The following is a 14351-nucleotide window of genomic DNA, read 5'->3' on the forward strand; positions in this document are numbered from 1 at the left end:
ACGGATCCACTTGTGTGCGGTCCGTAACGGTAAAGGTCATGGAGTATGCGAACCCGGCGACGCACAGGGGGCCTGCGCGCATCTCTCGTAAGAACCAGGTCACCCTTCCGGTCTCCCTCCTGTGCAAGCTGGGTCTCGGGCCGGGCGATGCGGTCGACATTGCGGACGAGGGTGATCACATCGTGATTCGCCGTCACCGCAGCCGCTTCAAGGACGTAACAGGGACCATTCCCGGTTTCACCGATGCGGTAGACGTGGAGAACAGCCGGGACAGCTGGCAATGACTGGCCGACCCCTGGTGATGCTCGACACGAACATCGTGAGCCCGGTCAGGCGGGGGCCGGGGCGGGGGTGAGGGGAGCGGAGGCGCGGCGGCGGGCGCGGGTGCGGTAACGCATGACCTGGACGGCGCCGAGCAGCCAGACGGGGTACTGCACGGCGAAGGCCCAGTGGTAGCCGCCCTGCAGGTCCAGCGTGACGCCGATGAGCGCGATCACGGACATCGAGGCGGCGAAGCCGCCGCCGTTGACGATTCCGGTGGCGACGCCGATGCGTTCGGCGGGGTTGAACGTTCTGGCGTAGTCGAAGCCGATGACCGCACCGGGCCCGTTCGTGGCGAGGGCCACCATCAGGAGCCCGAGCGTCCAGACGGGGGCGCGGCCGGGCCACAGCAGGACGAGCGTCCACGCGCCGGCCGTGCCACCGATGATCGTCAGCACCATCCACGAGCGGCGCTGCGGGAAGCGGCCGGCGAGGTGGCCGAGCAGCGGCCCGCAGGCCATGGCGAGCAGGGTCAGCGAGGTCAGCAGCATCCCGGCCGTCCGGGGCGACAGGCCCTGGCCCTGCACGAGGAACGGATATCCCCACAGGAGGGTGAAGGCCGCCGCCGACGACGAGGTGGCGGCGTGGGTCCACATGCCGAGGCGGGTGCCCGGCTCGGCCCAGGCGGCGCGCACTCCGGACGCCGCCGGAGCGCGTTCGGGCCGCCGGTCGCGCAGCCCCGCCGCGACCGCGACCAGGGCCACGCCGCCGAGCCCCGCCGCCCACAGGAAGGTCGGGGTCCAGCCGTACGCGTGCAGCGAGGTGATCAGCGGTACGGCCGACACGACCGCGCCGAACTGGCCGAGGATGCCGGTGAGCTGCACGATCAGCGGGTTTCGGCGGGGTGGGAACCAGACGTTCACCACCCGGATCACGCTGATGAACGTCATCGCGTCGCCGCAGCCGACCAGCACCCGGCCGGCGGCGGCCGTGACAAGATCGGCCGAGACGGCGAACAGAAGCTGGCCGAGGGCCATCACCGCGGCGCCGGCGAGCAGCATCCGCCGGGAGCCCAGGCGGTCGACCAGCACCCCGACGGGGATCTGCATGGCCGCGTAGACGAGCAGTTGCAGCATCGCGAGGGTGGACAGCGCCGTCGAACCGACTCCGAACCTCGTCGCCGCGTCGATGCCGGTGACGCCGAGCGACTGGCGATGGAAAACCGCGATCATGTACGCGAGCACACCGGCGGCCCAATAGATCAGAGCTTTTCGACTGTTCCCACCCGTATGCACCACGTAGACGCATTTTACCGTTGCATGCTTCTTGTCCCTTGTGTGACCCGGTGTGAGTCCGGACACGCCGACGCCGGGACGGCGCCAGTGTCGACTGGGCCGTCCCGGTGCGGGCTTCGGGTGATCAGACGAGGGCCGGGACCCGCTCCTCGGGAGTCTCGGGGGCCTCCTCGGCCGCGTCGTCGCCATGGGAGAGCCGCGGGAGCCAGCCGAGCCAGCGCGGCAGGTACCAGTTCCAGTCGCCGAGCAGCTTCATCGTGGCCGGCAGCAGCACCGCCCGGACGATGGTCGCGTCGATCAGGACCGCCACCGCGAGGCCGATGCCCATCTGCATGAACGTCAGCAGCGACAGCGTGGCGAACGTCGCGAACACCGCCACCATGATGAGCGCGGCGCTCGTCACGACGGCCGCCGTGCTCCTGATCCCGAACGCCACGGCGTCCTCGGTGCTCATGCCCTTGTCGTACGCCTCCCTGATCCGGCTGAGGATGAACACGTGGTAGTCCATCGACAGCCCGAAGAGGATCACGAACAGGAACAGCGGCAGCCAGTTGGTGATCGTCCCCGTCGAGTGGAAGCCCAGCAGGCTCTCGCCGTACCCCTTCTGGAAGACCAGCACGAGCACGCCGTACGCCGCGGCGACGGACAGCAGGTTGAGCGCGATGGCCTTGACCGCCACGACCAGCGAGCGGAACGACACCAGCAGCAGCACGAAGGCCAGCAGCAGCACGAACGCGAAGACCAGCGGGATCCTGCGGCCGAGCTGTTCGTTGAAGTCCATCGAGCCCGCGGTGTTGCCGGTGACGTGGGCGCCGGGGAGGGCGGCCGGCACGACCTCGTCGCGCAGCGTGCGGATCGCGTGCTCGGACACCTCGTCGGCGCCGGTGCCCTTGATGCCGATACTGATCTTCGCCACGGTCTTCGCGGGGTTGACGGCGACGGCGAAGGGCTCGTTGGCCTCGCCGGTGGCCAGCGCCCGCCGCTTGAAGTCCTCGATCTTCGCGGTGAACGCGGGCGTCGTCACGTCGGCGGCCTCGACCACGACGACCGCGGGCTCGTTGCCGCCGGGGAACGCGTTGTCGATCCGCTTGAACGTCTCGGCGATCTGGTAGTCGCCCTGCAGGTCGTCGATGGTCTGCGCACCGGTCTTCAACTGGAAGGCGGGGATCGCGAGGCCCACGAGCAGGCCGCCGGCGAGGAGCACCGAGACGAGCGGGTGGCGCAGCACCGGGCGCATGATGGCCCCCCAGACCCGGCTCTGGCCGCCGCGCACGCCGAGCACCCGGCGCCACGTCACCCGGCCGCCGGTGACGACCCGTACGACTCCGTGGACCAACCGGGCGTCGATCTTGTCGCCGATCAGCGAGAGCAGGGCGGGCAGGACGGTCAGCGAGCCGACGACGGCCGTGAGCACCACGAGGATCGTGCCCTCGGCGAAGCCCATGAAGACGCCGTTGCCGGTGAGGAACATGCCCGCCATGGCGACGATGACGGTGATGCCGGAGATCAGCACGGCGCGTCCCGAGGTGGCCGCCGCGATCTCGATGGCCCGCTTCTTGCTCCGGCCCCTCGCCCGCTCCTCCCGCTCCCGCATGATGTAGAAGAGCGAGTAGTCCACCCCGACGGCGAGGCCGATGAGCAGCATGACGTTGCTCGTGGCGGAGTCGACGTGCAGGAGGTGGCTGGTGAAGGCCAGCAGGCCCGTCGCGGCGAAGATCGCGGTCATCGCGAGCGCGACCGGCACGATCGCGGCCAGCAGCGCGCCGAACGCGGCGAGCAGGATCCCGATCGTGATGGGCAGCGAAAGCTGCTCGGCGCGGACGAAGTCCTTGTCGATCGCCTCACCGATCAGCTTGCCCGCGCTGGCCGATCCGGCCTCCTCCACGCGCAGGTCCGGATGCGCCCCCTGCACCCGGGCCACCGCGTCGAGCACCGGCTGGATCCGCTCCTCGGCCGTGCCTCCGTCGCCCTTCATGTCGAACTGCACCAGCGTCGTCCGCCGGTCCTGCGTCACCGGCGACGGCTCCTTGTCGTACGGCGTGCGCACGTGCTCGACCTGGCCGGTGGCCTCCACGGCCTTCCTGACGTCCTCGACCGCCCGGCGGAAGGCCGGGTCGGCGATGGTCAGCGTCCCCGTGCGCGACTGGACCAGCACGATCTCGCCGGCCACGTCCTTGAACGCCGCGCCGTCGAGGATCCGCTCCGCCTGGCGGGAGTCGCCGTTCGCGGATTCGTAGCCGCGCATCTCCACCGTGCCGGCGGCGTTGCCCGCGACCGTCGCCACGGCGACGAACGCGATCCAGATGAGCAGCGCCAGCCAGCGGTGGCGTGCGCTCCAGCCGCCGATGGCGGCGGCGATGTTCCTGCGGCCTCTCATGACCTCCCCTTTTCACGACTGTCTCGACGGTAGAAGTCGATCAAGGGCGAAACATCGGGCGAGCAGACCAGATCCCGCGTACTGCCCTGGGCGTACGCCGCTCCTCCCAGCGGTCTAGGGGACGTCCCCGACTAGGCTCAGGGACATGCGATCGGAACTGCGGTGATACCGGCGGAGGCCTTCTACGCCGGCCTGTTCAAGGTGGCCGCCGCGGCGGCCGGGTTCGTCACCGATCCCTCGGGCCGGGTCCTGCTCGTCAAGCCGGGCTACCGCGACCACTGGGGCTGGCCGGGCGGGCACGTCGACGAGGGCGAGTCGCCCGAGGCGGCCTGCCACCGGGAGCTGGCCGAGGAGCTGGGCCTCGTCCTGCCGGTGGGCCGCCTGCTCGTCGTCCACTGGGTGCCGCCGCTCGACGACCGGCCGATTCCGCTGGTCCACTTCCTGTTCGACTGCGGGGTCGTGGAGGACGGCACCGGCATGGTGCTCCAGGAGGAGGAGCTGGAGGACTACGGCTTCTTCACCGCCGAGCAGGCCGCTCCTCTCCTCCCGGCGTACCTGCTGACCCGGCTGACCGCCGCGGCGCGGGCGCGGGAGAGCGGCACGACCGAGTACCTCGGCGGCTCCGTCCTCGAATAGTTCTCCTCCGCGTGGAAATGGGGTGGGCGAACGGAACGACGAGCGCGAGTGACGGAAGCGGGACGGTGTGGCATGGGTGATCCGGAGCTCAAGAAGGAGCTTGAGGAGCTGGACGCGCAGATCGAGCGCATGCGCCGGGACAGCGTGCAGATGCGCGAGGAGATCGGGCAGAGCTGGGACGCGCCCACCGACATGGCGGAGCGGGCCACCCTGCTGACCAACGTCGAACAGCAGGAGGCGCTGATCGACGACCTGCAGGTCAGGCGCGAGCAGATCCTGCGGCGCATGGGCTCCGCCTGAGCGACGGCCGCGCCGGCGAAAGTACGCTGGTAGAGGCCACTGGCGTACGGACGACGGGGGCGGCATGGGCGTCATGACCGCTGAGGGACCGGGAGGCGCGGGCTTCGTCGGGCGCGGTCCCGAGCTGGTCGGGATCGGGCGTCTGCTGGGGAACGCGGGCGTGGTCACCGTGGTGGGCGTGGGCGGCGTCGGCAAGACCCGCCTCGCCCTGCGGGTGGCCGAGAAGGCGCGCGGGAGCTTCCCCGGCGGCGTCCGGGTGGCCGAGCTCGCCGCCCTTCAGGACCCCGCGCTGCTGGTGCACGCCGTGGGCGATGCCCTGCCGGTCGCGGGCCACTCGGCCGGGCCGCCCCTGGAGGCGGTGATCGACCGGCTGCGCGGCGGGCCGGCCCTGGTCGTGCTGGACGGCTGCGAGCACCTTCTCCCCGGGTGCGCGCCGTTCGTGGACACGCTGGTCCGCGCGCTTCCCGAGCTTCGGGTCCTGGTCACCGGCAGGCGGCCGCTCGGTCTTCCGGGCGAGCGGGTCGTCGAGCTCGCGCCGCTCCCGGAGCCGGACGCGGTGCGGCTGTTCGCGGATCGCGCCGCCGCCGTCGTGCCGGGGTTCGGGACGGCAGGGTTCAAAACGGCAGGGTTCCAGACGGCCGGGTGCGAGGTGGCGGGGATCTGCCGCCGCCTCGGCGGGCTGCCGCTCGCGATCGAGATGGCCGCCGTACGGCTGCGCGACCTGTCGGTGCGGCAGGTGCTGGAGGGGCTGGACGCCAGGCCGCGGCATCGGTGCGCGCTGCGGGTGCTGTTCGAGTGGAGCCACGACCTGTGCACGCCCGGCGAACGGCTGCTGTGGCGGCGGGTCTCCGTCTTCGGCGGCGGCGTGGACCTGGAGGCGGCCGAGCACGTGTGCGCCGGGGACGGCGTCGCCCGGGAGCACGTGCCCGCGCTGGTCGCCGGTCTGGCCGACGCGGCGGTCCTGCTCCGGCGGGAGCGCGACGGGGTGGTCCGCTACCACCTCCACGACACGGTCCGGGCGTTCGGCCGTGCGCTGCTGGCCGAGACCGGCGAGGAGGCGGCGCTGCGCCGGCGGCACCGCGACTACTACCGGAAGATCACCTCGCGGGCCTGGGCGGAGCCGTCCGGCGTCGCGCAGCGGTCCTGGACCGGGCGCCTCCAGCGCGAGCACGCCGACCTGCGTACGGCGCTGGACTGGTCGCTGCGCGAGCCGGGAGAGGCCGGGACGGCCCTGACGATGATCGCGGAGCTGCTGTACCACTGGAGCGGCCGCCACCTGTCGGAGGGGGCGGGCTGGTTCGGCCGGGGCCTGGCCGCCCAGACGGATCCGGGTGAGGCGCGCGCCCACGGCCTGTGGGCGGGGGCCTGGATCTCCCTGCTCGGCGGAGACCACGCCACCGCGGCCGTGCGGCTGGCGGAGGCCGGGGCGATCGCCGCGCGGCTCGGCCTGCGGGGGATCCACGGCCACGTCGCGTTCCTCACCGGCATGACCGCCGTCCGCGGGGGTGACCTGTGGGCCGGCATGCGGTGGTACGAGGAGGCCGCGCGGGCTCACCGCGCCGTCGGCGACCCCGTCGGTCTCGCGCTCGCCCTCAGCCGGCTCGCCCTGGCGAACGCGTCCCTCGGCCGTCCGGAGGCCCGCGGCCTCGCCGAGGAGTGCGTGGCCCTGTGCGACCTGTACGGCGAGGGCCGGCACCGGGCGTACGCGCTGCTCGCGCTGTCGATCTCCGCCTGGCGCCGCGGGGACGCGCGGGCGGCCGTGGAGCACGGCGACGAGAGCCTGCGGCACAGCGCCCTGCTGGACGACCGGCTCGGCCTGGGCGTGAACCTGGAGGCCCATGCCTGGTTCGCGGCGGGAGCGCGCGACCACGAGCGGGCGGCCCGGCTGCTGGGCGCCGCCGATGCCGTCTGGGCGGCCGCCGGGTCGCGGATGGGGGAGTTCGGTTACCTGAGCCGATTCCACGACGCGTGCGTGGCGGCGACCCGTACGGAACTCGGCGAGGCCGCCTTCCGGGCCGCGCTCGCCCGGGGCGCGGGCATGCCCTCGGACGAGGCGGTCGCGTACGCCCTGGCGGACAGACCGCCCGCCGCCCACGCACCCGGGAAGATCGCGCCGTTGACCCGCAGGGAGACCGAGATCGCGCGGTTGGTGGCCGAGGGGCTGAGCAACAAGGACATCGCCGGCAGGCTGGTCATCTCGCAGCGCACCGCCGAGGGCCACATCGAGCACATCCTCGAAAAGCTGGGGTTCCGGTCCCGCGTCCAGGTCGCGGCCTGGGTGAACAGGAGGCCGGCCGTCTAGGGCCTGCTGGAGAGAGGCCGCGTGCGATCGCGCGGGCCGGCGACTCCGGGTCCGGCAGGCGGTGACCCCGCGTGCTCCGCCTCGACGCGGCGAGCCCGGCCCCGGCAGGTCACGTCGCGGCGGGGACCGGTTACTAGAGTTGCGTCATGAGTCCCAGGATCGCGACCGCCGAGACCGTCTCCCGTGAACAACTGCTCGACTTCGTCCGTGACCGCCACAAGGCCATCCTGATCACGACGAGAAGCGGCGGCGGGCCGCAGGCGTCCCCGGTGTCCTGCGGCGTCGACCCCGAGGGGCGCATCGTCGTGTCGACGTACCCCGAGCGGGCCAAGGCCCGCAACGCCCGCCGTGACCCCCGCGTCAGCGTGGTCGTGCTGTCGGACGACTTCGACGGACCGTGGGTGCAGGTGGACGGCGCCGCCGAGGTGCTCGACCTGCCCGACGCCCTTGAGCCGCTGGTGGAGTACTACCGCTCGATCTCGGGTGAGCACCCCGACTGGGAGGAGTACCGCGCGGCGATGATCCGGCAGGGCAAGTCGCTGCTGCGGGTCACCCCGATCTCCTGGGGCCCGGTGGCCACCGGCGGGTTCCCGCCGCGCCTGGCCTGACGCCGAGGAGACGCCACTCGTCCGAAGAGCTCGCCCCGCACGCATGAGCGCACGGGGCAGTACGGCTAGGCGTGCGGGGGGCGGCCTTCGGCGAGTCCGAACAGGGGCAGGCAGGGTTCGAGACCGTGGATCGCGAACCCGTCCGGGGCCGTCCAGTCCTCGCGGGCCAGCCGCACGCGCTGTTGCCGAGCCGCCTCGTCCCGGCGCCGGTGCACCTCGATGCCGTCGTCCCGGTAGCCGAGCCTGCGCGACACGGCGAGCGACCGTGGGTTGTCGGTGAAGGCGGACGACACCGCGTGGCGCGCCCCGAGCCCGGCGAACGCGAGGTGCAGGACGGCGGCGCGCATCTCGGTGCCGATGCCCTTGCCCTGGAAGCGCAGGCCCAGCCAGGAGCCGGTGGAGATCTCCCGGGTGTACGCGAAGTCGCGGCCGGCCATCTCCTGCGTGCCGACGATCCGGCCCTCCCAGGCGACGACGAAGGAGCAGTGCCAATCGTCGGGGGACCAGGTGCCCCACTGCCGGAAATGCATCTGGACCGTCGAGCGGGCGCGCTCGAGCGGCGGGGCGTCCGTCCACGGCACCCCGAACGGCATCCCCCCGGGCTCGTGGACGCCCTCCGCCGCGCGGTCGGCGAGCGCGTCGAGGTCGTCCAGGGTGGGCAGCCGTAGCTCCAGCCGGGGGGTCGTCACCTTGAGTGCGAAGAGCGGCCAGTGTCGCATGCGCCGATCGTGGCAAGACCGGGTGCCTCGCCGCACCCCGATTTCCGGGAACGGTCCTGGCTCTGATGCGGCTCTGATGTGCGCCTCCTACCGTCGGCGGGTGCCGGTGGCACACCGGCACCCGCGCCGCGGCCGACGGCGTCGTCGCCGCGGTCCGGCGCCCGCGAGACGAAGGAGCTGGACGTGCACGATCCCGCCGTACCCACCGCGCCCGCCGCATCTCCCCTGCCCGCCGCGCCCGCCGAGGCCGACGCCGTGGCGTTTCCGCAGGTGCTCCTGGACGCGCTGCGGAGCGCGCCCGGCAGCCCGGCCTTCGAACAGGGGGACAGGACCGTCTCCAGGGGCGAGCTGCTGGGCCTGATCGGGCACCTGGCCGTGGCGATGCGGGAAGCCGGTCTCGGGCCCGGCCGGGGCGTCGCCGTACGGACGGGGGTCACGCCGGAGGCGTTCGCCGCCCAGATCGCCGCGCACGTGCTGGGCTGCCGCATCGTGAGCGTGAAGCCCGGATACACGCCCCGTCAGCTCGCGCACGTCCTCGGGACGGGCGTCGACGCGGTGGTCGTCGACCCGGCGACCGCGACCCCGGAGGTGCTCGACGCCGCCGGGCCGGCGACGGTGCTGTCACTCGGTCCCGTCGAGGGCGTGCCCGCCGCCGTCGACATCCTCACCGCGGCCGGAACGGGCGGCGGTCCGATACCCGAGGTCACGGCGCGGCCGGACGACGTGGCCCTGCTGACCTTCACCAGCGGCAGCACCGGAGAGCCGAAGGGCTGCGTGCTCACCTACCGCGCTCTCGCCGCGCACTGGTCCTGGCCGCGCGTCTGGTCGTCGGTCGAGCCCGGCTTCACCGACCGGTTCGGGCGGCACCTGCTGTTCGGCACCCTGGCCAGCCTGGTGATGCTGGAGTTCCTGGGGCCGTGCCTGCTCGGCGGCGGCACCGTGGTCATCCCGGAGGACGACGGCCGGCCGCTGTTCCCGTACGCGGTCGAGCGCCACCGCATCACCAGCGCCATCGTGACCGCGCCCCGGCTGTGCCAGATGCTCGACCTGCTCCGCGAGGAGCGGGTCGACGTCGGCAGCCTGCGCATGCTGATGGTCTCCGGGTCGCCCATCAGCCCCCACCGGATGCGTGAGGCGGCGGACCGGCTCGGCCCCGTCGTCTACCAGGCGTACGGCGCCACCGAGGCCGGGATGATCACCATCCTCAACCCCGGCGACCTCACCCGCGCGCCGGCCTCCGTCGGCCGCCCCCACCCCAGCGTCGAGATCAGCGTGCGCGACGAGGAGGGCCGCCCGGTCGGGACGGGACGCACCGGTGAGGTCCACGTGCGCAGCCCCTTCCTGATGACGGGCTACTGGGGACAGCCGGAGGAGACCCGCGACGTGCTGCGGGACGGCTGGCTGCGCACCCGCGACCTCGGCCGCCTGGACGACGCGGGCCTGCTCTACCTGGCCGGCCGGACCAGGGACGTCGTCATGGTCAACGCGATCGTCGTCTACGCCGGTCCCATCGAGCGGGTGCTGGCCGGGCACCCGGACGTGGCCGAGGCGTACGTGACCGGCGCGCCGGACGAGCGGACGGGGGAGGCCGTCCACGCGTTCGTCGTCCCCGTGCCCGGCCGCACGCCGGACTCCGCGGCCCTGGCCGACCTGGTCCGCGCCGAGCTCGGCGCGGACAGCGTGCCCCGGACGATCACGACGGTGCCCGGAGTGCCGGTCGCGGCGAGCGGCAAACCAGACAAGCGCGCCCTGCTGGAACGGCACCCGCCGTCCGCGCTCTGAGAGTTTTCTGAGAATCACCCGCCAACACTGGTGAAACTTCAACCACCCCAGCGAGGGAGGCGGCAGTGCCGGAAAAGATCCTTGACTACCTGGTGATCGGCGCCGGACCGGCGGGCCTGCAGATGGGCCACTTCCTGCACCGGGCGGGGCGGAGCTACCGGATCCTGGAGGCGACGCCCGCGCCGGGCGCGTTCTTCCGGACCTTTCCCCGCCACCGGACGCTCATCTCCATCAACAAGAAGTACACCGGTTGGGAGGACCCGGAGCTCAACCTCCGGATGGACTGGAACTCGCTGCTGTCCGACGACCCCCGGCTCCTGTTCACCCAGTACAGCGACCGCTACTTCCCCGACGCCGACGACATGGTCCGCTACCTGGAGGACTTCGCCGCCGCCCAGGAGCCGAACATCACGTACGACGCGCGGGTCGCCGAGGTCGCGCGCCCCGACGCCGGCGGCCCGTTCAGGGTGACCGACGAGCGCGGCCGGACGTTCACGGCCCGGCGGGTGATCGTCGCGACGGGGGTCACGCAGCCCAACGTCCCGCCGATCCCCGGCATCGAGACCGCCGAGCAGTACGGCGCCGTCTCCGTCGACCCCGCCGACTTCACGAACAAGCGGGTGCTGATCATCGGCAAGGCCAACTCGGCCTTCGAGACCGCCGACAACCTCATCGAGACCGCCGCGGTCATCCACGTGGCCGGGCCGCAATCGGTCAAGCTGGCCTGGAAGACCCACTTCGTCGGGCACCTGCGCGCGTACAACAACAACTTCCTCGACACCTACCAGCTCAAGTTGCAGAACGCCGTGCTGGACGGCGACATCCGGCGCATCGAGCGCCGGGCCGACGGCTCCTACCTGGTGACCGTGGCCTTCGTCCGGGCCGACGAGATCACCAAGGACATCCCGTACGACCGGGTGATCGTCTGCACCGGATTCCGGTTCGACGCCTCGATCTTCGCGCCCGAATGCCGTCCCGAGCTGGCGATCAAGGACAGGTTCCCGGCGCTGACCCCGGCGTACGAGTCGGTCAACGTGCCCGATCTCCACTTCGCCGGGACCATCACCCAGTCGCGCGACTTCAAGCGGGGGACCAGCGGGTTCATCCACGGGTTCCGGTACGGCGTACGCGCCCTGCACCGAGCCCTGGAGGCGCGGTACCACGGCGTCGAGTGGCCGGGCCGCGAGCTGTCCGGCGACCCCGGCGCGCTCGCGGCGGCCGTGCTCGAACGGGTCAACCGCAGCTCGGCGCTGTGGCAGCAGTTCGGGGTGCTGGCCGACGTCATCGTCCCCGACGGCCGCGGCGGCGCGCGTTATCTGGAGGAGGTGCCGCTCGACCTGCAGGGCCCGCCGGTCGGCGACCAGGGCCACTTCGCCGTGACGCTGGAGTACGGCCCCGGCCACGACCAGGTCGACCCCTTCGACATCTCGGTGGGGCGGATCACCCAGAGCGACGCGGAGCGCGCGCACGAGGGCCACTACCTCCACCCCGTCGTGCGCCTCTTCCGGAACGGCGTGGTGGAGGCCGTCCACCACGTCACCGAGAACCTGGAGAACGACTGGACGTCCGAGCAGGTGCATCTCAACCCACTGCGGGACTTCTTCCAGCACCACAGCCTTCCGGTCTCGGTGTGACGACCGTGCTGCCGACCATCGGGGAGTACGAGGCGGCGGCCCGCGACCGCCTCGCCCCCGCCCACTACGACTACTTCGCGGGCGGGGCCGGCGAGGAGATCACCCTGAGGGCCAACGAGACGGCGTTCGCCCGGCTCGCGCTGCTGCCGCGCGTGCTGCGCGGCGCGGGGAGCCCCCGGACCGGGATCACCCTGCTCGGCAGCTCCCTGGCGATGCCCGTGCTGGTGGCGCCGACGGCGTTCCACCGGCTGGCCGACCCCGAGGGCGAGCGGGCCACGGCCCGCGCGGCGGCCACCGCGGGCACCGTCATGATCGTGAGCATGGCCTCGACCATGGCCGTCGAGGACGTCGCGTCCGCCGCGTCGGGCGTCACCCTGTGGTTCCAGCTCTACCTGCAGCCGGACATGGACTTCACCGAGGCCATCGTCCGGCGGGCCGAGGCGGCCGGCTGCGCGGCGCTGGTCGTCACCGTCGACTCCCCCGCCCGGGGGCGGCGGGACCGGGACGCCCGCAACGGCTTCGACGACCTGCCCGACGGCATGTGCTGCGAGAACCTGCGCGACGGCGACCGGGTGCGGCCCATCGTCATGTCGCCGGAGGTCGGCTGGGAGCACGTCGACCGGCTGCGGCGGATGACGCGGCTGCCGATCGTGCTCAAGGGCGTCACCCATCCCGCCGACGCGTGCCTCGCCCTGGACCACGGCGTGTCGGCGTTGTACGTGTCGAACCACGGCGGACGGCAGCTCGACACCGTCCCGGCGGCCGTCGACCTGCTGCCGGCGATCACCGCCGCCGTCGGCGGCGCCGTACCCGTGCTGGTGGACGGCGGGATCCGGCGCGGCACCGACGTGGTGAAGGCGCTGGCGCTGGGCGCGTCCGCCGTCGCGGTGGGCCGTCCGGTGATCTGGGGCCTCGCGGCGGACGGCGAGCGCGGCGCGGCCCGCGTGCTCGGGCTGCTCCGCGACGAGATCGAGCACGCGCTCGCCCTGTGCGGCGTCGCCTCCGTACGGGACCTCGGGCCCGACCTGGTGCGGCCGTGCTGAGCGGGATGTGGGCGACGGCGGGATGGGTGGCCGCGGCCCTCGTCGTGGTCAGCCTGCCCCGGTGGCTCCCCGGGCGGGTCGTCGCGCTGCGCGGGTGGGTCTTCACCCGGATCAACGGCGACGAGAGCATCCCGGTCCCCGGAGATCTCGTCGGCGTCGATCGGTTCAGGGAGGTCTACTCCCACCCGGCGGCCTCCGGCCGCAGCAGGGGCGCCGCCCTGTCGGACCTGTTCTGGTACTGGCTGTCGCCGGGACCCGAGATGCACCAGGAGCACCTGGAGGAGGGAGAGCGCTACGACGCCGTCGCCCTGGCCACCCGCCGGATCCTGTCCGTGCCGCGGGCCCGGGCGGAGGAGCTCACCCGCCGCTGCGTGACTCGTGCGCTGCGAGACGGGCAGGGACGGGAGAGACGCGGCGTGGTCCGGCTGCGTGACCTGACGATGCCGGCGTGGGCCGAGTTCTCCTACGAGCTCGTCTTCGGCGAGGAGTGCCCGCCGTACGCCCGCGACCTGATCGTCGGCAACGCGGACGACGTCGTGACCTCCCTGAAGTGCTGCGGCCTGCGGCACATGGACCGGCGCGACCGGCTGACCGCGTATCTCGTCGAGTCGCTGCCCAGGCTGCGGGACGACGTGAGGCGGGAACTCCCACCCGGCCTGACGGACCGGGAGCGGGCGCTCTACCTCCAGGGCGCCTTCTTCAACACCGCCGTGGTGCAGATGTCGGAGGCCACGGCACACGTGCTGATGGCCCTCGCGCAGCATCCGGAGGTCCAGGACAGGGCGCGTGGCGGTGACGACCGCTACCTCGACCAGGTGATCTCGGAGACGCTGCGGCTCTACCCGCTCTTCGGCATCGCGCACCGCATAACCACCGGTGAGATCCCCCTCGGGGAGGGGGCGGCGATACCGGCCGGCTCGGTGCTGTGCTTCGACTACCCCTCCTTCCACCGCGCCGGGTTCCCCGACCCGGAGCGTTTCGATCCCGGGCGCTTCGCCCCCGGGCACACCCCGGTCCGGGAGCTCAACCACATCCCGTTCGGCATGCCGGCGAACCGTCCCTGCCCGGCCTGGCGGCTCGCCCCCCTGATGATGCGGGTCGCGGTGCGGGAGATCCTCGGGGCGTACCGGCTCGACTCCACCGCCGCCCACACCCGGTCCCTGCCCAACCGGGGACCCTGCCTGCTCACCCCCCTGGGGGCCCCGCGCGGGCCCGGACACCGCATGACGCTGCTGTTCATGCGGTTCAGGGACGACTGGGAGAACCTCTGGCGCAGCCTCGTGCAGCTCGTCCTCGGCACGTACATGGTCTGGGACGCGCGCAGGCTGCGACTGTGCGAGCGCCACTTCGCCGATCTCTCCGGCGACGCCATCCGTTCATGAGCTGAGGAGCGT

Annotated in this window: 12 protein-coding genes; 9 read left to right on the forward strand and 3 right to left on the reverse strand. The window is 72.6% G+C overall.

The window, feature by feature from the left end; translation table 11 throughout:
- Positions 1–38 precede the first annotated feature (38 nt).
- Complete coding sequence (locus tag HHX40_RS21315; protein ID WP_182881981.1) at positions 39–284, forward strand: AbrB/MazE/SpoVT family DNA-binding domain-containing protein; 246 nt, start codon at positions 39–41, stop codon at positions 282–284.
- Positions 285–329: 45 nt separating this feature from the next.
- Here the strand turns inward: HHX40_RS21315 and HHX40_RS21320 are convergent, their stop codons facing one another.
- Together HHX40_RS21320 and HHX40_RS21325 are read right to left on the reverse strand one after the other, a co-directional pair.
- The gene (locus HHX40_RS21320) at positions 330–1493 is read right to left on the reverse strand and encodes an MFS transporter (RefSeq protein ID WP_182881982.1); all 1164 of its coding nucleotides are present in this window, start codon (positions 1491–1493) and stop codon (positions 330–332) included.
- 187 nt (positions 1494–1680) lie between these two features.
- The gene (locus HHX40_RS21325) at positions 1681–3933 is read right to left on the reverse strand and encodes an MMPL family transporter (protein ID WP_182881983.1); all 2253 of its coding nucleotides are present in this window, start codon (positions 3931–3933) and stop codon (positions 1681–1683) included.
- A gap of 162 nt (positions 3934–4095) precedes the next feature.
- Here HHX40_RS21325 and HHX40_RS21330 point away from each other — a divergent pair, with 162 nt between their 5' ends.
- The 4 genes from HHX40_RS21330 to HHX40_RS21345 all read left to right on the forward strand — a co-directional run bounded on the left by HHX40_RS21330 (position 4096) and on the right by HHX40_RS21345 (position 7779).
- Entirely contained in the window at positions 4096–4569 is a 474-nt protein-coding gene (locus HHX40_RS21330; protein WP_310738218.1) for an NUDIX hydrolase, read from the forward strand.
- A 72-nt stretch (positions 4570–4641) separates the two neighbouring features.
- Positions 4642–4869, forward strand: a complete 228-nt coding sequence (locus tag HHX40_RS21335; protein WP_182872970.1) for a hypothetical protein — start codon at positions 4642–4644, stop codon at positions 4867–4869.
- 73 nt (positions 4870–4942) lie between these two features.
- Positions 4943–7171 (forward strand): ATP-binding protein, encoded by a 2229-nt coding sequence (locus HHX40_RS21340; protein ID WP_182881984.1) that lies wholly within the window; start codon positions 4943–4945, stop codon positions 7169–7171.
- A gap of 146 nt (positions 7172–7317) precedes the next feature.
- Positions 7318–7779 (forward strand): PPOX class F420-dependent oxidoreductase, encoded by a 462-nt coding sequence (locus HHX40_RS21345; protein ID WP_111700386.1) that lies wholly within the window; start codon positions 7318–7320, stop codon positions 7777–7779.
- Positions 7780–7844: 65 nt separating this feature from the next.
- On the opposite strand, the gene HHX40_RS21350 is transcribed toward HHX40_RS21345, so the two are convergent.
- A complete protein-coding gene (locus tag HHX40_RS21350; RefSeq protein WP_182881985.1) occupies positions 7845–8498 on the reverse strand; it encodes a GNAT family N-acetyltransferase in 654 nt (217 codons plus the stop codon).
- A gap of 183 nt (positions 8499–8681) precedes the next feature.
- On the opposite strand from HHX40_RS21350, the gene HHX40_RS21355 reads away from it, so the two are divergent.
- The 4 genes from HHX40_RS21355 (at position 8682) to HHX40_RS21370 (ending at position 14339) form a co-directional block, all read left to right on the forward strand.
- The gene (locus HHX40_RS21355; RefSeq protein WP_220499371.1) at positions 8682–10280 is read left to right on the forward strand and encodes a class I adenylate-forming enzyme family protein; all 1599 of its coding nucleotides are present in this window, start codon (positions 8682–8684) and stop codon (positions 10278–10280) included.
- Between the two features lie 65 nt (positions 10281–10345).
- Positions 10346–11914 (forward strand): NAD(P)-binding domain-containing protein, encoded by a 1569-nt coding sequence (locus HHX40_RS21360; RefSeq protein WP_182881986.1) that lies wholly within the window; start codon positions 10346–10348, stop codon positions 11912–11914.
- Positions 11911–12957 carry an alpha-hydroxy acid oxidase gene (locus HHX40_RS21365; protein WP_208758792.1) on the forward strand — a complete coding sequence of 349 codons (1047 nt, stop codon included), beginning with the start codon at positions 11911–11913 and terminating at the stop codon, positions 12955–12957. Before HHX40_RS21360 ends, HHX40_RS21365 begins: the two co-directional genes overlap by 4 nt.
- Positions 12951–14339, forward strand: a complete 1389-nt coding sequence (locus tag HHX40_RS21370) for a cytochrome P450 (protein ID WP_220499372.1) — start codon at positions 12951–12953, stop codon at positions 14337–14339. The genes HHX40_RS21365 and HHX40_RS21370 overlap by 7 nt, the downstream gene beginning before the upstream one ends.
- Positions 14340–14351: the final 12 nt, after the last annotated feature.

The sequence above is a fragment of the Microbispora sp. H10949 genome, from assembly GCF_014161435.1.
Lineage (GTDB): Bacteria > Actinomycetota > Actinomycetes > Streptosporangiales > Streptosporangiaceae > Microbispora > Microbispora triticiradicis.

Excerpts from the sequence above, each read along its gene's own strand:
- HHX40_RS21350 (WP_182881985.1), bottom strand. The coding sequence starts at position 8,498 with ATGCGACACTGGCCGCTCTTCGCACTCAAGGTGACGACCCCCCGGCTG.
- HHX40_RS21340 (WP_182881984.1), top strand. The coding sequence starts at position 4,943 with ATGACCGCTGAGGGACCGGGAGGCGCGGGCTTCGTCGGGCGCGGTCCC.
- HHX40_RS21335 (WP_182872970.1), top strand. The coding sequence starts at position 4,642 with ATGGGTGATCCGGAGCTCAAGAAGGAGCTTGAGGAGCTGGACGCGCAG.
- HHX40_RS21320 (WP_182881982.1), bottom strand. The coding sequence starts at position 1,493 with ATGATCGCGGTTTTCCATCGCCAGTCGCTCGGCGTCACCGGCATCGAC.
- HHX40_RS21345 (WP_111700386.1), top strand. The coding sequence starts at position 7,318 with ATGAGTCCCAGGATCGCGACCGCCGAGACCGTCTCCCGTGAACAACTG.
- HHX40_RS21325 (WP_182881983.1), bottom strand. The coding sequence starts at position 3,933 with ATGAGAGGCCGCAGGAACATCGCCGCCGCCATCGGCGGCTGGAGCGCA.
- HHX40_RS21315 (WP_182881981.1), top strand. The coding sequence starts at position 39 with ATGGAGTATGCGAACCCGGCGACGCACAGGGGGCCTGCGCGCATCTCT.